The sequence below is a fragment of the Pseudomonas sp. GW821-FHT01D09 genome (assembly GCF_059422465.1).
This window is the reverse complement of sequence record NZ_JBWKWY010000025.1, coordinates 37,435-58,091: the sequence shown is the minus strand read 5'-3', so window position 1 is coordinate 58,091 and position 20,657 is coordinate 37,435. Positions and strand designations below refer to the sequence as shown.

The window sequence follows — 20,657 nt, the reverse complement described above, 5'->3', positions numbered from 1 at the left end:
CCCCCCCCTAAAAACCAACCCCAGAAAAATCGTAATCTGACTCTGTCACCCTCGAAGTGCTAAAAATAAATCTGTCCCCTTTTCCTGAAAGGACCCTGCACTTTCGCTTTTGCACCAATACTTTACGACGCAAAAAAACGCCCATTCTCATCTATCCAAATCACTCCTGGAATATCATAAAAATAAATCGTTAACTCTCCATCGTTTTCAGACTCTGCGCTTTCTGGCCAGCCATCTCTTAGATAAGACACAATCTCCTTTACACCTAAATCCCAATGGGCCTCCTCATCGCAAATAGAGAAATTTGGGTGGGGATTATCTGGGGAAACATAGCAATCTACCCCGAGCTTAATAAATTTTATCTTACCGTTAACCAATAGATACTCAATCATGTAAAAAAAAGCATCTTTTCGCTGTTCAAATGTAAATTCAGGGTTCCATGAACCAATCGCGCTAAAAAGAGCCGATATCCATAGGCCAAATGAATCGCGCACTATCTCATCAAAAAATCTTACAGTCATTATGGTTTCCTAATCAGGAATTTTATTTCTGGGTTGTACGTGGTACCTGTGGCCGCTTTAGGGACATCTATAGTCCACGCCGGTCCAGTCTGACCGGATGAAGACGAGAAGTTCCGTGCTAAAAATAAATCTGTCCCCTTTTCCTGTAAGTTGCCCCAAACCAGCAACCGACTCGGTTGGTGTGACTAACAAATGAATATGATTGGTCATTAAACAATAGGCATATACTTTTACGCCAAATGCCTCCTTCAGTTCCCGAAGATCCCCTATATAGCGTTGGTAATCTTCTGGCGCGGCAAACACAACCTGACGATTGTGACCACGTTGTACAATATGGTGCGGATAGTTTGGCAGAACAACACGTCCCATCCTAGGCATAATGAACCTCCTTCCTTAAGAGTTTATAGCCTAGCAAAGGGACAAAAATAAATTTTTCTTTTTCTGCTTCAGCGTATAAATATCACAATAAAAGGTCGTGTTTTAGCCGAACGATTTAGTTAAAAGGAAAACTTCCAACGACATAAAAATAAAACCAAATTATTAAAGAACAAAGTAACACAGCCTCAAAAAAACCATCCCCCCCTAAAAACCAACCCCAGAAAAATCGTAATCTGACTCTGTCACCCTCGAAGTGCTAAAAATAAATCTGTCCCCTTTTGCAAAAAACCACTCGCCCGGCCTTTCCAGTAATCCTTTTTCCATCTCTCAAACTGAGCTCGGTTAATCCCAGAAGGAATACTACTACCTGAGTTTATGTGGATTAAAAAAGGGAACAGATTTATTTGATCGATTTCGCCGCCTGTTCAAAGCAAAAAAATAAATCTGTCCCCTTTTCCTACTCGATGCAAGGTCTTCCCGCAGTCCTACCCGTGCAATTGCAGACGTAGCCGGTACTTCAGTTGCTTTTGGACCATCAGCCTTTTAAGCGTTCTAAGAACTCGACCATCGCCTGTGGATCACGCTCCACAAGCTCTTCAATCAAATCTTCCGCTGCCCAATGCAGAATCATGTCCCCTCCCCCACCATCCTTGCAGAGGATGAGATCAGCTGACAAAGAAGAGTCAACAACATTGACTTCTCTATCACTGAGTGCCATCAGACCGCCGTAACCATCATAAGGAATGACCCAGTAAAAGCGCTCGTTCTCTATCCAGTAAATCCCAAACACCTGCACAGGCTCTTCTCGCCCAATTTCTCGAATAATCATTCCACATCACTCAATAGTCCTACCGGGCTGCAGCACAGGGGGCAGCTGCTGCTGCATGGTAATTTTCATATCGTATGCTTTACCGGTTGCGGAGTTGTATTGGGGAAAAAGGGGACAGATTTATTTAACCGAGGAAAAACACCTCTAAGCAAAAAATAAATCTGTCCCCTTTTGCGCCTTTTGCGGTCCCCTTTTGCGCAAAAAACCAAAGGACCCTGCACTGTCGCTTTTGCACCGTTGATTACAGCGGAGTAAAAAACTATACCCTCGGCAGTACCGGGATATTTTAGCACTTCAAATAACCAACTAAAGCCCCATAACAAAATTTCTAATTAACTGTCTATCCGAGTCATTTTTAGCCGCCCCAGTTAAAGCTGGAATCAAATAATAAAGCAGTAATTCAACCCTTGACGCCTCTGTCGGAATAGCTTCCGACACACAATCAAGCAATAATTTTATAGACATAATAGCCGCAAATGACTCATACCCCCTCGGCCCAGAAAAAGGTAATTTTTTAAAGTAATATTTTGCTAATCGCTTCTGATCAGAACGCTTCCACGTACGATGTGAAATAAGTAGCAATGCTTCTCCCCAATCAGCAGACTCTATCGGATACTTAGTTATTAGCCAATCAGCCGCCTGATCAGAACTCATGCTAACAAGCTGTGCGCATAACAATCTCTGTCGCTCATCCATATCAAACCTACTTCGGGCTAAATAAATTTTCTGGCAGCCCGGAGTTACTACTCAACGATGCTGGCGGCTTGTAATGCCCAGAACTATTAGTCCACTGACTTATTGTTCCTCGACTTGGACCATCATTATTCCCAAAGCGTATAGAGCCTGCATATTTAACGTCCCCTCCACCGCTAAGTCCAAGGTGAGTCGAAAAAGCCTCATTAACATTTGGTCTACTGACTCGAACTGCTCCATCAGGCATTGTTACAAAATCATATGATCCTGATGGCGTTATCTTGCTGCCACCTGGAGTTTGCAACCAGTAACGACCAGATGAGTCTTGAACAAGAGTCCTTATTGGTCGCTGCGCAATAGCAGGGTCATTTGGGAAAACATTAGTTAACGTACCACGTTCAGTAAGATTCGGAACAGCGCCAGGTCCTTTTGCACCGTTTGAGAACTCAGGCAATAATTGAAGCGCCTTAGGACCTCCGCTTTGAACCGCACCTCCAGCTACCGTCAACGCCCCACCACCAAACACACCCAGCGCCGTACCACCGAGAGCAGCATCTCCGCCCGCTACTTCAGCTACGGCTAATGCAGCCTGATTGCACATTACGGGTGCAAGTGCGCACCCCATCACCAGTTCAGCCGAAGCGACTCCTAGCCCTATAGCCCCAGGTACCAAGACCCAGCCAGCAACATAATCATGTCCAGGCCCCTCATACCCATCGCCTCTGACCAGTCCTCTCAGTGCCTCGGATCTCTGCTCCGGTGTCGCACCTTGTTCAACCAACGACGTGTCAAGACTGGCAGCAGCAGCAGCCCAACCTCCCATATGCAAAAAGTCATTGTAGCGCTGAGCATTACCCGCCACCCAGCTGGCTGTCTCAGGATCACCATTACCCAAAGCCCCCGCCAAGACTCCAATAACTTGAGCGGTGGCTACTTTGAACTGGCCATTCGACGAAAGCTGATAATCTAGATATTTTCCAAGATTCTCTGTCGCAATAGACGTCAACCCTTCCGCAGCAGCTCCTGCAAGTGCGCCAGTTTTAAAATCACCACCCTTAGCGGATGAAAGCGCGCCACCCAAGACAGCATGCATCAAAATTTTTGAGGCCGAGCCAGGGCTGACTTTCAAATAGTCGGCCAAATCACCGACTTGTTTATTGCCAAAAGCAGCGGTGAGATCGAGGCCTTCCGAAATGGCAGCAGCTCCAAGGTTATCTTTTAAACTACCACCATTGATCGCAGTGTTAACGCTGCCTGCGACCAAAGCATGTGTACTGCTTCGAAGTACGTTTTCACTGACCGTATTCCAATCCAGCATACTTGCGCTATAGCCAGGGTTATTTACGCCATTGGCATTTAGAATTAACGGGCCGTCAGAATTCCACCCGGGTACAGCGGTGTCTATACCAGCCAGAATACGGCTCGTGACCATCTGTGTTGCATAGCCCTTAATCGCATTCTTACTGGTTGCAGCTTTAAGACCTGCACCAATGTCTCCTCCGCCATTTATTGTACCTACAGCGAAGTTACTCGCCATGGCTCCAGCAAGAGGCCCAAGATAAAAGCTGGCGACAATTGAAATAATGAGCGCAGGTGCAGCACCCAATCCGGAGTTTTTATAATCCCAGCTGTCATGAATTTCCTTCACAACTCGCCAATCAACTTGCCCATTGGCTTCAGCTTGCTTAATCCACGCTAACTTAGGTTCCGCTTGAACCATCGCATCAATTGTCTGGCTCACCGACTGTTGATCAATTTGTTTGATGTCGATGTTAATCTTGCCAGCAGCCCGAATCGCTAACTGCCCCTGGGCCACCATTTCCGTCTGACGCAGAGTTTCATCGGTATTACCCTTACCTTTGGCGCTGTTCCAGGCCAAGTCACTCTTGCTCTTGGTATGACTCTCCTGCCGCAAATCCTTAACCGCCTCAAACGTCACCGCCCCCCCACTGGCAATCGCAATATCCCCGCCACTGTCGAGCTTCGCCGCCTGATACAACTGATCCCCACCGCTCTCCAGCGTCAGGTCACCCCCGGTCTTGATCTCGCTGCCGATGTTTTTCACATCGGTCACTTCATCGCGTTGGGTTTTCTTGCTGCCCCAGTTGCCCTTTTTCTTCATGTCGTACAGCGAATAGTTGCTGTCCTGCGCCGCCAGCATGTTCAGCTCGTTATCGGCATGCACATAGGCTTCATTGCCCGCGCTGATTTTGCTGGCGACCAGGGTCAGGTCGGTGCCGGCGATGGCGATCAGGTCGCCGCCTGCCTTTAGTTCGGCGCTTTGTTGGGTGACGGTATCCAGTTGCTTGGTGGTTTTGGTCCCGCCTTTTTTGCCTTTGGAATAGTCGTGTTCCTCGTTGGCCGCCGCTGCCAGGGTCAGGCTTTCGCCGGCCTTGGCGCTGAGGTTTTTCTCGGCGCTGACGCTGCTGCCGATCACGGCCATGTCGCGGCGGGCATCGAGGGTCAGGTTGCCGCCGACTTCGACGCTGGAGGCGTGTTGCAGGATGGTTTGCTCAGTACTGCTGACGCGTCGGCGCTGGAACGCAGCGTCATCTTGTTCGGCCTGGCTGGCGATGATGACGTCGCGCCCGGCCGCAAGAGTGGCGTCGCCACCGGCCTTGATGGTGCCGCCGCCGCTGTATAGGTCGCGCCCGGCGCTGATTTTTACGGTGTCGGTGGCTTCAAAACGTGAGCCCGAACTCACCACGTCGTTACGCAGTTGGTAGCCCTGGCCTTCAGTTCGGAAGGTGGTCACCGTGCGCTCGTTGATAACGTCGCCAGTAACGGCGGTAGCGCTGATATCGCGCCCGTTGATCACCCCGCCCCGGGTGTTGCGGATCGAGTCGGTGGCGAGCATGTCCAGGCGGTTGCCGGCTTGCATCAGACCACTGTTGTCGATATTGACAGCGACCATGTTCAGGTTGTTGGTGGCGCGCAGGGTGCCGCCGTTATGCAGGTCGCCGCCAGTGATCAGGCTCACGTCCTGGCCCTGGATCAACGCGCCGTTGGGTGCCAGGCGGTTGTTGGCCTGGGCCAGGTAGAGCACTGGGGTCAGGACTTTTTGGCCGTTGACCTGGGCCTCCTCCATCCACACGATGTCGTGGGTCAGCGCCGCCACTTGCTCAGCGGTGAGGGCCACGCCCAGTTGCAGGTTGAGCGAGTCGCGGTAGCCGATGGCGTTGTCCATCAGGTAGCGGAACAATGCGTCGTCGCTGGTGAGGCCATCGATGTAGCGCTGGCCGGTACGGGCGATCACGGCTTCGCGGATCAGGCGTTGCTCGTACAGGCCATCGCCCAGGCGCTTCCAGCTGTCATCGGGGTTATAGCCGAGTTTCGCCAGCAGGTAGTCGGAGCTCATGAACTGCTTGAGGTCGGTGAGGGCCGGGTTGGTCTCGACCAGGTATTTGTGGCTGTTGTCTACCGGAGTGACAGGCGGCAGCCCTTGTACGCGGTTGATCGATGGTGCGCTGGTGTCCAGTGCCAATGGGCCCTGGCCGCTTGGCTGGCCGTCGAGGTTGAAGCCGCGTTCTTGCACGGCGGTGTAGTCGAGGGTTTGCTCTCGGTCCTTGGCGGTAATCTGGCGGCCGCCGACGCTGAAGTCCGCAGCGTTCGTCGAAGCGCTGGAAGCCCCCTCAGCCTTGGCTTGCTGGCCACTGAGGCGGAACAAACCGTTCTGCCCGGCGGGCAGGCTGAAGCCCGGCAAGGTCACAGGGTTGACCTGGCGCTGGGCCAGGTCCGGCGGTAATTGCGCGGTGACCGCCGGTTTTACGGTCGAGGCGAAGACATCCGAGTTGGTGTTGCGATTGGCCGCCGGGGTATCAATGGTCGTGGCATTCGGGCGGATGACGCTGTTGTTGATTTGCTGGGTGGCGTTGACTGTGACCGCGCCGGCCGCCTGGATCACGGCTTGAGCAAGCACGCTGCCGGAAGTGGGCACGGTAGAGCTGGAGAATTTGTAGAAGTTGCCAATCCCATCCCTGAGCTTGTCCATGGTCATTTCGCCAGGACGGTAGTCAGCGGAGTTGGGATCGTTATAGAGATTGAACTGGTTTCTGCGGTTGATGAACGTGTCGTATTGGCTGGTATCCCGAGTATAGAACTCCGAGTTGTAGAGGATATCCTCACCACCCGCCGCGCCGGTGTTGTTCAACACATCGGTATTGATCAGGACATTTTTGGCCGCCGAGACCGAGCTGTAGAGGTTGTTGAAGGCCTGGCTGCCCACTGTCAGGTCGCCACCGCTATTGATAAAGGCTGAGGCCGAGCTGCCGGTGACCACGTCCTCATAACGCTCGACGGCACTGAAGTGGACTTCACAACCCTTGCCATCACAGAAGTCGTCGAAGTAAGTGTTAACGCTACCCGATACCAGCTTCTTTTCCGTACTGAACTGGTCGCGACGGTTGCTCAGGGTATCGGCCAACAAACGCATGTTGCCGTCACTTTCCAGCGTGCCGGAGATGTTCTCGATCAGGGCGCTGCGCCCGTTGGCGTCATCGCGGGCAATGTCCAGGCCGCCGAGGCTGTAGACGTCGCCAAAACGGTTGCTGAAATCATTGACCCGCAACGTCATGTCATCGCCGCTGAAAATCAGGCCCCTGTCGTTAAGCAGGTGAGTAGCGTTCAGGCGGACCTTTTCAGAGCCGCCCAGGGTGCCGTAGTTGTTCAGGGTCGTGGCGTTGACGGTCAGATCGCCAATGGAGGTCAGGCGCCCTTGATTGTTCAGCAGCGCGCTGTTGATTTGGGTGAGCGCACCGCCAGCAACCCGGCCGTTTTCGCCCAGGTCCATGCGGGCGCTGGTGAAGGTCATGTCACCCAGGCTGCTGACCCGGCCATTGCCACTGTAGCCACCGGTAAGCGTCAGGTTCAGGCTGCCGTCACTGGCCAGCAGGCCTTCGTTGGTCCAGGTGTCACCAATACCGGTCAGGCTTTGCGAGCCCAGCAACTGGCCGCTGGCGGTCTGGGTGAATTGGCCGATATCGAGATTCAGGCGGCCGGCCTGGATCACGCTGCTATTGGTCCAGCTCGCCGCCTTGATATCCAGTTGGCCGCTGGTGACGAAGCTGCCGCCAGCGCGGGTGACTTGGTCGGAGGTCAGGTCGAATGTTCCGCTGCCGCTATGGACGATGCGCCCGCCGTTGTTGTCCAGATCGCCGGCTTGCAGTGTGAGTTGTTGATTGGCACTTTCCAGCGCGCCAAAGCGGTTGTCGAACAGACCCGAGGTGCGGATCTCGGTGGTGCCGACGCGGCCCATGGCCCGCAGGTTGCCGCCCACGTTATTGAGGGTTTGCGCGGCGAGGCGCAGGGTCTCGTCGCTTTCGATCAGGCCAAAACCGTTGCTCAGGGTGCCCGTGAGGCCGAAGTCGATGTTCCGTGCACCGACCTTGCCGCCGTTGCCAACCGCTGTGCCCTGGTTATCAAAATCCTTGGCCGTGACCTTGAGCAGGGTGTCGGCATACACACCGCCACCCTGGTTGTTCAAGGTGGTGGTGACAATCTGGCTCTCACCGGCAAGGGCCGAAAGGTGCCCCAGTTGGTTGAGCAACCCGCCTTTGGCTTCGATATCCAGGGACTGCGCCTGGGTGATACCGCCGCCGTTGTCGAATAGGCCCGTTACCAGTTTGATCCAGCCCTGGCTGCTATTGAGGACACCACCCGTGGTGTTGGTCACGCTGGCCGAGTTCAGGTCCAGGTTACCGCTGAGGCTATCGACGCGTCCGCCCTGGTTGTTCAGGGCTGCGCTGAGCCGTAGCAGGCTGTCGGCCTGGCTTTGCAGTGTGCCTTGCTGGTTATTAAGGGTGCGTGCAGCCAGGTCGAGCTTGCCCTTCTGGCTGAAAATCAGGCCGTCTTGCTGGTTGTTCACATCACCGGTCAGCAGTTTGAGCACCAGGTCTTTCTGGCTGGCCAGGGTGCCTTTGTCGCGGTTATCCAGATCGCCGTTGGCGAGGGTCAGGTCGAGCCGGTCCTGGCTGACCAGTTGGCCGCCACGGTTGTCCAGGCTCGCCGCGTTCAGCAACAGTGCTGCGCCGCTGGCCAGACGGGCGTTGTTAGCATTGATCAGCGCGCCGCTGAGGGTGCCATCGAGTGCGCCCTGGCTGATCAGTTGGCCGGCGCTGTTGTCCAGGCGCTGGCCGATCAGGCGGATATCGGCGGCGTTGATCTGCCCGCCACGGTTGAGGATTTCAGTTTGGTTATGGTTGAAGTCCAGGGTTTTGGCGGCGGAGATCAAGCCATTCTGGCTGTTGTCCAAGCGCCCGCTCACTGTGAGAGTGACGTCGTCCTGGCCCGAAATAACCCCTTGATCGTTGTTCACGCTCGCCGCATTGAGGGTTTGCTTGCCCTGGCTGACCAGGGCGCCCGAGTTGTGGTTGTCCAGGGCGCCGGTCAGCGTGGTTTGTAGGGTGCCGCTCTTGCTCGACAACGTGCCTTCGGCGCTGTTGTCCAGGTTGTCGCCAACCACCGTCAAGCCGTTCCAACCCGAGATCAAGCCCTTATTGGCGTTGACCACTTCGCCCGCCTCAAGGCGTAATTGATCAGTGCTGAGGATGACCCCGCGATCACCGTTATCAATGCGCTGGGCTTTGAGGGTGAAGGCGGTCTGGCTGGAGATTTCGCCCTGTTCACGGTTACTCAGGTTGCCCAGTCGAGCAAAGGTCAGCGGCCCTTTGGCGCGGATCAAACCCGCGTTGTTGTCCAGGTCGCCGCCTTGCAGGTCGAGGGTCACCGCGCGTTCGCCGATCAAGCGGCCCTGGCGCTGGATCAACTGCTGGACGGTGAGTTGCAAGTCGCCCTTGGCCGATATCTCGCCGTCCAGGCTTGAATCGACCTTTTGCCCGGTCAGGGTCAGGTCACCTAGGCTGTTGATCAGCCCAGCCCTGTTGTCGAGGCTGCCGGTGGTCAGGTTCAGCGCCTGTTGGCTGCCAATAACGCCGGAGCGGTTATCCACAGCGCCAGCGTTGGCGGTCAGGCTGATGTCGCTGACAATCTGTCCGCCCTGGCGGTTGTCCAGTAGGCCCGTGACCGTCAGGTCCAGCGCGCCCTGGCTGGCCAGTGCGCCAGCGCCTTGGTTGTTCAGGCTATCGGCTTGCACCTGCAAGGCGCTGTGTGCCGACACCACGCCTTCGGCGCTGTTATCCAGCGCGCGGGCAACACGCACCTGCAAGCTGTCGCGACTGATGATTTTGCCACCGCGGTTATCCAGCGCATCCGCTGCTAACAGGAAGGATTGCGTGCTGGAAATCTCGCCGCCCTGACGGTTATCCACAGCCCCAAGGTTGCGCAGCAGCAACTGGCCCGGCGTGGCAATCAGGCCACGGTCGCGGTTGTTCAATAGCCCGTTTTTCAAATCCAGGTCGATGCCGGCCTGGCCGACCAGTTCACCGCGATCCTGTTGGTCCAGCCCGGTGACAGTGGCTTTGACTGACGACTGGGCGAAGATCGAGCCTTGTTGGCTGTTATCCAGTTGCCCAGCATCGAGGGTGATGCCCGCGTCGCTGCGGATGCTGCCGCGCTGGCTGTTATTGAGGCCGGCGGTGCGCAGATCAATGCTGCTTTTGGCGCTGATCACGCCGCCCTGGGAGTTATCCAGCGCACCGGCCTTGACCGTTAACTCGCCCTCGCTGAGCAGTGTGCCCTGGCCTTGGTTGAGCAAATCGCCAGTCACACTGACGTTGATATTTTTCTGGCTGGTGAGACGCCCACCCTGGCTGTTATCCAGTTGCCCGCCGTTCACTAGCAGGCCTTCGCGCCCAGCCAACAGGCCCTTGTTCTGATTGATCAGGCGTTGCACCGTGAGGTTCAGGCCGTTGTCGCCGATCACTTTGCCGGTGCTGTTGTTCAACTGGTCGGCCACCACCAGCACCTTGGCCTGGCTGGAGATTTCGCCCAGTTGGTTGAAGATCTCCTGGCTGCGCACTTCCACGCCGCCAGTGGCCGCGACAAGACCGCCGTTGCGGTTGTCCAGCGTAGTACCGCGCAGGCTCAATGCGCCTTCGCTGAGCAACTCGCCTGCTTGTTGCTTGAGGATACCGACTGTCGCCTGCAGGTCGCCCGTGGCACTGATACGGCCAGCAGCGTTTTCGAGCTCGGCGGCGTTAAGAGTCAACTGACCCGCACTGCTCAACTTGCCACCGTTGCTGTTGTTCAGGCTCGTCAGCTCAACCTGGGTATCGGCCTTGCTGCTGATGACGCCCTTCTGGCTGTTGTCGAAGCTACCGCCGGTCAGGGTCAATGCCTCGTCGGCGATCACCAGGCCACCCTGGTTGAGCATGTTTTCGCCACGCAGCGCCAGGGTGGTTTTGCTGGACACCAACCCGCCCTGGCTGTTGTTCAACTGCCCGACGACGATTTGTTGGGCGCCCTGGCTGACCAGGTTGCCTTCATTGCGGTTATCCAGGCTGGCCGCCTGCACCGTCAGCAATGTGCTGGCGGAGAAGATCCCCAAGCGGTTGTCGATGGCGCCGCTGGCCATCACGTTCAACTGGCTACCGAGCAACTTGCCGGAACGGTTGTCCAGGGCCGTGGCAGTGATATTCAGCGTCTGCGTACCGAGCACGCGGCCGGTGCGGTTATCCAGTTGTCCGGCATTAACCTGCGTTTTCGTACCGCTCAACGTGCCGCCCTGGTTGTCCAGAGCCTGGGTGGCGGTTACGCCGAGGCTGCGACTGGCAACCACACTGCCGGTATTTTTCAGGCTGGCGGCTGATAGGCTGACATCGCCGCTGGCATTACGGCTTTCATCAGGGTTGACCCCCGCTTCGATAATGCCGCTGTTGAGTAGTTGCCCGTTGCTGGCGAGGGTAATGCTGTCGCGGGCGGCGAGGCTTTTCTGGTTGCTTAAGCCCGTGGTGGTTTGCACATCGATACGCGTGCCGGCGTACACCGCGCCCGTGGCGTCCAGCTCACCGGCCTTGATCACGACCGCTTCGCTGGCCTTGGCATTGGCCATGGTCAAGCGCCCATTGGCATCCAGTTGAATATCGCCCGCGCTGGCCGCCAACGTACCGTCCAGCTTCACCCCGACACCAGCCTCAGTCCCCACCAGCCTGATCGCGCCGGCATACATCCCACCCAACGCCGACGAGTCAATCGCCAACTCCGGCTTGGCACTGCCATCATCAGCACGCGCCGTGGCATTCAACGTCTGTGCATTGACGTCATTACGCCCGGCAATCACCGTCAAATTACGCGCATTGATCTGCGCATTGATCTTGGCCGAACGGGTGATGATCTCGAAGCGGTCAACGTTGTCGGCATTCAAGCCCTGGCCGTCGATGGTCACCGCGCCGCCATCGACTTGGTAGCGGTCCAGGCGGCCGTTATCGAGGATCGGTTTGCCGGTGGTCAGGGTCACGTTGGGGGTGTTGATAAAGCCGCAGCCGTTGCAGGTCACGCCATAGGGGTTGGCGACGATGACTTTGGCCGACTGGCCCGCCACTTCGGTGTAGCCGCGCAACTGGCTGGGGCTGCCGCCGTTGACCTCGTTGAGGATGATATTGGCGGCGCCGCCCTTGAGGTTGGGGTTGCCGAGGATGATGCCGCCCAGTTGGGTTTCTTGCGTGCGGCCTGTGGCGTTGTTGAGGATCAGGCCGTTGGCACCGACGTTGTAGTCCTTGAATTGGTTATGGGACAGGCCGCTGCCATTGGGCGTGGCAATGTTGACCACCGGTACGCCATTGCCCGCCGCGCCCAGCGTCGTGCCCGGGCCACTGATCACAATGCCCTCGGCCTGGACCAGCAGCGGCTGCCAGAACAGCGCGTTGGCCAGGATCAGCGCCAGGCCGCTTTTGGGCACGCCACAGAAGGTGTCACGGCGTTTTACGGCAGCCGACGGTTGGCGGGCGAGGAAAGCAAGCTGGCGAACATCCATATCAAATTCTCAATGCAGCGAGGCGTTGAATTACAGGTAGAAATCCATTCGGAAGTAGATCGGCGCTTCGCGCTCGCTCATCACCGCCGGACGTTCCAAAGAGTGGGCAAAGGTCACGCTGGTGCTGACATGTTTGCCACGGGCAAACAGCTCCACCGAGTTGCTGGAAACCCGGCCGTGGGTGGTGCCGTTGTAGCGGTCGTTGCGGATCACACCCTGGTCGTAGCCCAGGCTCACGCCGTATTCGCCGAAAGCCGGGCGCAACCAATCCACCAGTACCGGGCGTGACCAGCGCAGGTCGTTGCGCCAGTAGCCGCCGCTGTCACCGTTGAGCTGCTGGTCCTTGAAGCCGCGTACCGAAGATGAGCCGCCAAGGCTCATGCGCTGCGGGCTGAACAGCATGTCTTCGCTGCGTTGGCCGGTGGCCAGGCTGGTAAAACTGAACGATTCGCCCCACAGCATGAAGGGTTGCAGGTAGCTGACGGTGGCGGTGTATTTGCGGTAGCGCGAGTTGGGTTGGCGACTGCCAAAATCGCCGCGTTCGTCCTGGGCCTGGGCATCGAGCAGGCCGATGCCGTTCTGCATGCCCAGGTCCATGTTGACGAAGGCACTGCCGACCCGCCGGCCGTGGTTGATGCCCCATTGCATTTCGCTGAGGCGATGGCTGCTGACATCCAGGCGGCTGCCGTCGATGTAGTTGTTGGTACGCAGGTGGGCCAGGCCAACGCTGAGCGAGGTCTTGCTCAGTGCATCGCGGTGCACCACGCGCTCGGCGCGCAGTTGGTGGTTTTGGCTGTCGCCGGTCTGCTTGAAGTCAAAACTGTCGCCCTGGATCAGCGAACGGCTATCGCTCTGGTTGTAGCTGTAGCTGAAGTTCCACCAGCCCCACGGCACGTTGTAATAGAGCATGGCGTTTTTCGAGGTTTTCTGGTGGTCGCTGATTGCATCATGGCCACCACGCAAAATCAGCTGGTCCGCCAGGCCCAGGGGGCTGTCCCACTCAAGGCCGGCGCCCCACTGCTGCTCGCCGGTGCTTTTCTGCCCGTCGTTATTGCGCGACAGGCTGGCGCGCCAGGGCTTTTGCGGGGTGTTTTTCACCAGCACCGAACTGCCGCCGACGGCCTCGCCGGGGGCCAGTTCCATTTGTGCCCGGTTGGACGGCAAGCGGTTGAGCTGATCAATGGCCTGCTCGATTTCCCGCAGGTTGAGCAAGTCGCCGTTTTTGCCGGGAAAGGCCATGGCCAACTCACGGTCCGAGAGTTGGCTGTTATCGGCGCCTTTCAGGCCTTCGAGCTTGCCTTCGACCACCAGCACTTGCAGATGCCCTTTGGACAAATCCTGCTGCGGCAAGTAGGCACGGCTGGTGACCATGCCCTTGTCGATATAGTGGTCGGTGACGGCCTTGAGCAGTTGATTGAGCTGGGAGACGCCCAGGCACTGGTCGATATAAGGCTTGATCAAACGCTCGCGCTCAGCGGCAGACAAGCTATCAGCGCCTTTGAGCTCGATGGTCTTGATCGGGAAGCAACGACTGTCCACCGGGGCGGCGGGCGTTGTGGGTTTGACTTCCTTGCCGGGCAGGTTCTTGAGCTCTTCAAGGCGCCGCTGCTGCTCTTCCAGCAGGCGATTTTGCCGCTCGCGGATCAGGTCCTGATCACCTGGCAGCGTCGCCGCCAGGGCACCGCTCGACACCAGGCAAAGCAAAAGACAGAGGCTCAACCGCAGCCGAGTCCGTAGCACTAATAAAGGCATATTCAATCCATCGAAAACAAAGGGCCAGGGAGGCCCACAATGAATGTGCGACGATCCAGGATGTTTAACGGCGGGTTAGCGCCGCGATTGTCACTGGATCGCCCGAGCAAACTAAAGAGGACATCACCTAAATAAGCCGAGGAAATATCCTACAAAAAAAGACCAAATTACCTACACGACTAGCTGTCCTGCCCCACCACAAGCTTCAACTCTGGCCGCCGCTCCTCACGGGACAGATGAGCCGTCACCGCCTGCACGCCGCCCTCCTGATCGTTATGAATCACCAACACCCCCGGCCGGCGCAGTTGTTCAAGCTCGCCCGCCGCCAGGCGGAAGCTCTCGCTCAAGCCGTGGTCAGTCAAGGCCTTGGTCGCCGCCCGGCGCTGGGCGAAGCGCTTGCCGCGCCGCTGCTGGTAACGCGCCCAGACAATCAGCAGCAGCGCATTGAACAGGGCGATCCACAGGTAGATCTGCAAAGTGTTCAGCGCAGCAAAGATCGGCGCCTCGATGCGCGGGCCGCCCTGGCTGTCGAGCATCGGCACCAGGCCGCGTACCAGCAAAATCACCAGCCCGGCCCAGGCCAGCAGGGTCAGGAAAATATCAATGGCCTGCATCACAGGCCGCTGGGGGGTACGGATCAGGTTCATGGCTTGACTTCCTTGGCAGGTGCCTTGATGCCGCGATCCGGGCTGACCCAGCGCGCGCGTTTTTGATGTTGGCGGAACAGGACTTTGGGGAAGCTGACCAGGGTGGTGAACAGGCTCACCAGCCAGAACACCAGCGGGTACCAGACGGTCCAGAACAGGGTTTTCCACAGGCCGCGCTCGTAGCGCCGGTCAATCATGATGCTCACGGCAAATTGCAGCAGGCACACCACCGCCAGCAGCAAGCCGGTGAAGGCCGGCGGCATCAGCGAGCCGACGGCGATCGCCTCGGGCAACGGCACGACTTTGCCCACGCCCCAGAAGATCACCGACAGCATGAAGGTGAAGGCCCAGCCGGTGGACAGGCAGTACTCGAACAGCAACGGCCACAGGTAGCGGTGGCGCCACTGCCAGATCCCGCGAATATTCTTGAACAGCACTTCGGCGCCGCCCTGGGCCCAGCGCAGGCGCTGTTTCCACAGGCCGCCGAGGGTTTCCGGCATAAGGATCCAGCACAGCGCGCGCGGCTCGTAGAAGATGCTCCAGTGGTCCAGTTGCAGCTTCCAGCTCACGTCGATGTCTTCGGTGATCATGTCGGTGCTCCAGTAGTCGACCCGGTCCAGGGCCGCCCGCCGAAACGCCACCACCACGCCGGACACGGTGAAGATCCGCCCGAAAACCCGCTGGGTACGCTTGATCAAGCCGATGATCGAAGAGAACTCGCCCACCTGCACCCGGCCGATCAAGGTCGAGCGTGTGCGGATGCGCGGGTTGCCGGTGACCGCACCGAGCCGTGGGTTGTCGAGCATCGGCGCCACCAGGTAGGCCGCGGCATTGCGGTCGAGCAAGGCATCGCCGTCGATGCACACCAGGTATTCACTGCGCGCCGCCACCGCGCCCATACGCAAGGCCACGGCCTTGCCCTGGTTTTGCGCCAGGTGCAGCACGCGCAGGCGCGGCTCTTGCAGCGCCAGGGCATCGAGCACCTCGGCCGTGTTGTCGCTGGAGCCGTCATTGATCGCGATCACTTCCAGGTTGCGATAACGCTGGGCCAATGCTGCGCCGATGGTCTCGGCGGCGTTGTCGCCTTCGTTGTAGCAAGGGATCAGGATCGAGATCAGCGGCTCGCCCTTGAGCGCCGGCGCCGGGGTGTCATCGGCCCAGGGCCAGTGGCGCTCCCAGTGCAGCCAGAAGTACAGGCCGCCGGCGATCCACAGCCCGGACATGAACAACGGGTAGAAAAACACGAACTCCATCAGGAACTGCCCGGTGACCAGGAAGATCAGGCCCAGGGGCACCCCCAACACCAATGCCAACACGAGAAGAGCAAGGATTCTGTCGAACATGAGTCAAGGATTCCATTTGTTGGAAAGGGCCGGACGCACGGTGTTCAGATCCGGCGAATTCTCCAGGAAGTTGTCGGGGTAGTAGCCAAAACTGCTGGCGCCCTGGCGCTTGAGCACGCCCATCCACTCGGCCATTTGCGCGCCGGAAAGATCCGGGGCGGCCGGGGTGCGCCAATCCTTGGCCTGTAGCTCGAAGACCGTGCGCTGCATCGCGCCGGGCCGGGCCTTGACCGTGGCCACGAGTTTTTCCAGCCAGGCGTTGGAGTTTTTCAGCGACTGGCCTTCCATCAACGGCATCGCCATGGGCGCGGTCCAGTCGTAGTGCTGGAGGAAGTCGTCGAGGTTCTGCGCAAACCAGGCTTCGCTGGCCGGGTTGAGCATCGGTTCGGCGAAGATATTGCGCGCGGTGAGCACTTCCGGGCCGCGCTGGGCGCGGACCTTGGCGGTCAGTTCATGGGTGAAATCGATCAGGTAGCGGCTCTTGAAACGGGTCCAGCGCTGCATCACCTCAGGGTCGGCGCGCAGCGCCTGGATATTGCCCGGCAGGCCATTGGCCGCGTAGGTTTGCAAGGCTTGGGGGCTGGCGTCTTCAAAGTCCGAGAGCACCGCGTCGTCGTGGAACAACACGCCGTGGATAGCACTGGTACGGGCCAGGTCTTCGTAAATTTCACCGATGATTTTGCGCACCTTTGGATCGAACGGCGACAGGCGCTGGTACTGTTTCGGGTCGACGGCCACCTTGCCGGCGGCCGGGTCCCAACGGGTGACGCGGGGCAGCTTGGCATCCAGGGCAAAGCTGAGCACGGGCATCCAGGCGTAGACCTTGACCAGGCCGCCACGGGTATGCAGCTGCCAGCTGACACGGTTGAACAGGTCGGCGCGCATCGGCAGATGGCGGTTGGGGAAGTACAGCGAACGCACCAGGCCATCGCCCTTGGGGTCGGCGAATGCCTGGAGGAACACCGTGTCGACCCCCATGTCCAGCACCCGCTGGACCAGCGCGTCGAGGTTGCGCGCCTCTTGGGCCTTGTCCGGGTCGTAGACATGATCGAGGTCCACATGCAGCACGCGCATCGGCGCTTTGACCTGTGCCGAGACCATGCTGTTGGCGAAATCTTCGGCATACGGGTCGTTGTCCACCAGAAAGCGCGGGCTGCTCATCAAGTTGCCGAGGTTGTCGAGGCCGTCCTCCAGGGTCAGGGCCATCTGGTAACCCTGCTCACCCACCACCGCCAGGGAGGTGCCATCCGCCGCCCCATACGGCCATACCCACACACGCGGCGCCTTGCCGGTGACCGCGCGGATCTTGTTGGAAATCGCCACCACGTCGGCACGCATCCGCGCCTGGAACTGCGCTTCGGACTCATAACGGTGGGTGGCCGGGTCATAGCGCCGGGTGGCGGCGGCCGGTTGCAGGTTGCCCTGGGGGTTGGCCAGCACGCCCTTGTGGCTGGCGTCGGTGTGGGCGGCGATCTCCACCAGGCCCGATTGCGCCACTTCGCGTACTTGTTGCCAGGTCAAAAATTCCGCGCGGTTACGCGGCACGCCGGCAAAATCCACCGGCTGGTTCAACGGCGTATCGACCCAACTGCCCACCGGCGCCAGCACAGCCGGCCACTGGTAGGCCCGCAAAATCGGCATCACACGGGTGTAGAAGCTCGAATAGCCGTCGTCGAAGCTGAGCATGATGGCTTTGGGCGGCAGCTGTGGCCCGCCTGCGCGGGCGGCGAGGACCTGGTCGACGCTGACCGCCTGGTAGCCGTTCTCGCGCAGCCAGGCCAACTGTTCGATCAGGCGTTCGGTACGCACCGCCACCACTCTTTGGTCGGGGTCGCGGTCGTTGACATCGTGGTAGGCAATGCCCAGGAAATGGTTTTTCGGCCACGGCGCTTCGTTGACCGGTTTGAGTCGTTCGGCAGGTGGCGTGAAAGGCGCGGGTGACTGGGCACAGGCACTGCTCAGCAAAAAACCCAGGGCCAGCAGGCAACGGGAAACAAGGGTCATGATCGGACTCTTCTAGAAACGGTAAGTGAGGTCGACGAGCAGGCGCACATCGCTTTCGCGCTCACCGTCATAAGGTCGGCTGATCCAGCTCAGGTTGGCGCCGGTTTCCAGTACGTCGTTCCAGCGATAACGCTGGCCATAACTGAGCAAACCGATTGCGCCGGTGGAGTAATCGCGCTGGCTGTAGCTGCCAGCACCGGCCTGGAACTGCTGACTCCACTGGGTTTCGTAGCGGTGATAGAGCACATGGTTGACGCTCACCGTGGGCAGCACGCTGAAGTCTGAGCGTGGGTTGAAATACGCGGCCTCTTCCTTGCTGTTGCGGCTGGTGCCGACTTCCAGGCCAAGGTCCACTTGCACATCCGGCGAGCGGTAGACGCCCTCGCGCCCGGTGAGCAACGCTTCGACACGGTCGTTGCCGTCGCTGAAGTGGGACGGGCTCAGCGCCAGTCTCCACTCACGGCTTTCATTGGCGCGCCAGCGGATAAAACCGCTGCCGCCGTTGGCGGTGACGTTGGCATTGAGTGCGCGCAACGGCGTGCTGGCGGCCAGGTAGTCAAGGCTGCCGCCGTACTGCCAGTGGTCGTTGATGTCACGGGCAATCGCCAGCCGCGCGCCTTGCTTGGTGCCTTTGCCGTAGGAGTGGTTGGAGACTTCGGCCTCCAGGGTCATGTCGCGGGTACGCCGCTCCACACCCAGGCGCTGCCAACGGTGGTGGCCCGTGCCTTCCTCAAAGTCGGCGGTGGCGTAGCCGATACCGCCGAATATCCGCCAGTCTTCATCGATGGGCGGGCTGTAGAGCAGGGTTTCGATTCCCCAGTCGCGGCTACCGGCAACCGCCCCGCCGCCATTACTTTTGCCGGTCTCGGCTTCGATGCGCAGCTCGGCCATCTCATGCACCTTGCGCAGGCGCTCAAGGCGTTGGACCTGGCGATTATCCGGGGCGCGGACGACTACGTCATCGGCCAGCACATCGAGCTGGCGCCACTCCTGCAGCACCAGGGCGTTGTAGCCTTGGGAGACTTCCAGGTCGATGTGGCGCGGGGTCTGGTTTTCGGCGTCCTTGAGGGCCCTCTCGGCACGCCGGGGCCAGGCGCGGGCGCGGAACATATCCGCCTGGGCCACACGCATGCCGACATTGCCGGGCGAGGTGCGCACCAGGGTCTCCAGGTTTTTTTCACTGGTTGGCAGATCGGCGCCGTAGGTCGCGGCCTGGGCTGCCAGTTGCTGGGCGTCCAGCCAGGCGTTATTGGGGTTCCCGAGAGTCAGCCCCTTGAGTTCAACCCGAGGGTTTTGCGTGCTCGCCAGGTGGTTTGCGAAGGCACGGGCTTCGCTGGTCTGGTCGTTTTCCAGCAAGGAGTAGTAAAGGGCAGTGCCGTCTACAACCTGGTTGCTGGGGTCGGCATCCGGCGCGGCCACCGCCTGGCGATACAGCGGCGCGGCCTTCTCGGGCAAACGTTGGTCGAGATAGGCCGCCGCCACCCAGCGCAGGGCGTAGTTGGGCAGTTGCACGCCCTGGGCGTCCAGGGCTTCGTAGTCGTGGATCAGCTCGGCGGTGCGCGCACGGGCCTTGAGCGCGCCCAGGCGGTCGATGCGCCAGCGCACCACATCGTCATGGGCACTGGCGTCCGGGCCCCAGGTGGCGAGCAGTTGGTCGTAATCCTTGAGGGCACGGTCGGCGATCACAAAGCGTTCGCTTTCACTGCGCGTCGGGAATTCAGCCAGGCGTACGCGTTCGGCAGCCAGGTCGCCTTCCAGGCGGCGCTGGATCACCGGGTCCAGCAGGCCCGGGTGGCGGGCGCTCAGGCGCAGGGCCGGCTCAGGCATACGGGCACGTTGCAGGGCAATGATGTATTCGCGCACCACCTCGGGCCGGTCGCCGGCGCGGATAAACGCCTGGTCGAACTCGAACAGTGAAGCAAACGGCTCCCCGGCCCGGGCCAATGCATAGCCCAGGGTCATGCGCCGCTCGACATCCTCGGGCTTGGCCGTCACCAGGGTGCGGGCACGCTGTACGGCTTCGGCGGTTTTGCCGCCATCGGCCAGGGTCAGGGCCAGGCCCAGTTGCAGGTCCGGGTTGTTCGGTTCGCGCAGCAAGGCCTGGCGATACACCGCCTCGGCAGGCGCCCAGCGCTGTTGATTGCGGTAGGTGCGGGCCACGACGGTCAGCGCTTGGGGGGTCAGTTGGCGTTGGCGCCCCTGGGTTTCATAAACCTTGAGTACTTCGTCATCCTGGCGTGCCCAGCTGGCAATCAGCAGGTGATCGCTGACCTGGCCAGAGGTCTGGCGCTCGGCAGGCAATTGGCGCAGCAGGTTGAGCGCCGGGGTGTAGTGACCGGTACGGGCCTGGCGAATCAGGGAATCGTAGGCAGGATCGGCCACGGCCAGGGTCGGCAGCAACAAGGCGGCACCGATCAGTAGACGCAGTCGGCCAGGGCCGGAGGGGCAGAAATTACGCAGCATGTCGTCAGCTTCCTTACTCGGAAAGCTGTAGCGATAGGTTCGCCTGTACAACACACATCAGGCCGCCGGTGTCTGATGACCCGGCCAAGCTTTCCTGGGGTGTAATATCCCTGAGCGGGGTAAGGAATAGGACAAATCAGTACAATTGTTCAGAATCGT

General features: G+C 59.1%; 10 protein-coding genes and 1 pseudogene. All 11 read right to left on the bottom strand.

Translation table 11 applies throughout. The annotated features are described in order from the left end of the window. Window positions 1-122: 122 nt before the first annotated feature. The 11 genes and pseudogenes from AC07W7_RS19855 to pgaA all read right to left on the bottom strand — a co-directional run bounded on the left by AC07W7_RS19855 (window position 123) and on the right by pgaA (window position 20,498). Window positions 123-521 (bottom strand): hypothetical protein, encoded by a 399-nt coding sequence (locus tag AC07W7_RS19855; protein WP_495039965.1) that lies wholly within the window; start codon window positions 519-521, stop codon window positions 123-125. 147 nt (window positions 522-668) lie between these two features. Next, a pseudogene (locus tag AC07W7_RS19850) lies at window positions 669-899 on the bottom strand (transposase); the annotation flags it as partial. A 242-nt stretch (window positions 900-1,141) separates the two neighbouring features. Then, window positions 1,142-1,276 carry a hypothetical protein gene (locus AC07W7_RS19845; RefSeq protein ID WP_495039980.1) on the bottom strand — a complete coding sequence of 45 codons (135 nt, stop codon included), beginning with the start codon at window positions 1,274-1,276 and terminating at the stop codon, window positions 1,142-1,144. 158 nt (window positions 1,277-1,434) lie between these two features. Beyond that, complete coding sequence (locus AC07W7_RS19840; protein WP_128591914.1) at window positions 1,435-1,728, bottom strand: hypothetical protein; 294 nt, start codon at window positions 1,726-1,728, stop codon at window positions 1,435-1,437. 306 nt (window positions 1,729-2,034) lie between these two features. Then, window positions 2,035-2,382, bottom strand: a complete 348-nt coding sequence (locus tag AC07W7_RS19835) for a hypothetical protein (RefSeq protein ID WP_495039964.1) — start codon at window positions 2,380-2,382, stop codon at window positions 2,035-2,037. Window positions 2,383-2,431: 49 nt separating this feature from the next. Beyond that, a complete protein-coding gene (locus tag AC07W7_RS19830) occupies window positions 2,432-12,289 on the bottom strand; it encodes a two-partner secretion domain-containing protein (RefSeq protein WP_495039963.1) in 9,858 nt (3,285 codons plus the stop codon). Window positions 12,290-12,319: 30 nt separating this feature from the next. Next, window positions 12,320-14,041: a ShlB/FhaC/HecB family hemolysin secretion/activation protein gene (locus AC07W7_RS19825; RefSeq protein WP_495039962.1), complete on the bottom strand. Its 1,722-nt coding sequence runs from the start codon at window positions 14,039-14,041 to the stop codon at window positions 12,320-12,322. A 179-nt stretch (window positions 14,042-14,220) separates the two neighbouring features. Further along, a complete protein-coding gene (pgaD, locus tag AC07W7_RS19820) occupies window positions 14,221-14,688 on the bottom strand; it encodes a poly-beta-1,6-N-acetyl-D-glucosamine biosynthesis protein PgaD (RefSeq protein ID WP_495039961.1) in 468 nt (155 codons plus the stop codon). Further along, window positions 14,685-16,031 (bottom strand): poly-beta-1,6-N-acetyl-D-glucosamine synthase, encoded by a 1,347-nt coding sequence (gene pgaC / locus AC07W7_RS19815; protein WP_076961995.1) that lies wholly within the window; start codon window positions 16,029-16,031, stop codon window positions 14,685-14,687. Before pgaC ends, pgaD begins: the two co-directional genes overlap by 4 nt. Window positions 16,032-16,034: 3 nt before the next feature. After that, window positions 16,035-18,035 carry a poly-beta-1,6-N-acetyl-D-glucosamine N-deacetylase PgaB gene (gene pgaB, locus AC07W7_RS19810; RefSeq protein ID WP_495039960.1) on the bottom strand — a complete coding sequence of 667 codons (2,001 nt, stop codon included), beginning with the start codon at window positions 18,033-18,035 and terminating at the stop codon, window positions 16,035-16,037. 12 nt (window positions 18,036-18,047) lie between these two features. Then, the gene (gene pgaA, locus AC07W7_RS19805) at window positions 18,048-20,498 is read right to left on the bottom strand and encodes a poly-beta-1,6 N-acetyl-D-glucosamine export porin PgaA (RefSeq protein WP_495039959.1); all 2,451 of its coding nucleotides are present in this window, start codon (window positions 20,496-20,498) and stop codon (window positions 18,048-18,050) included. Window positions 20,499-20,657: the final 159 nt, after the last annotated feature.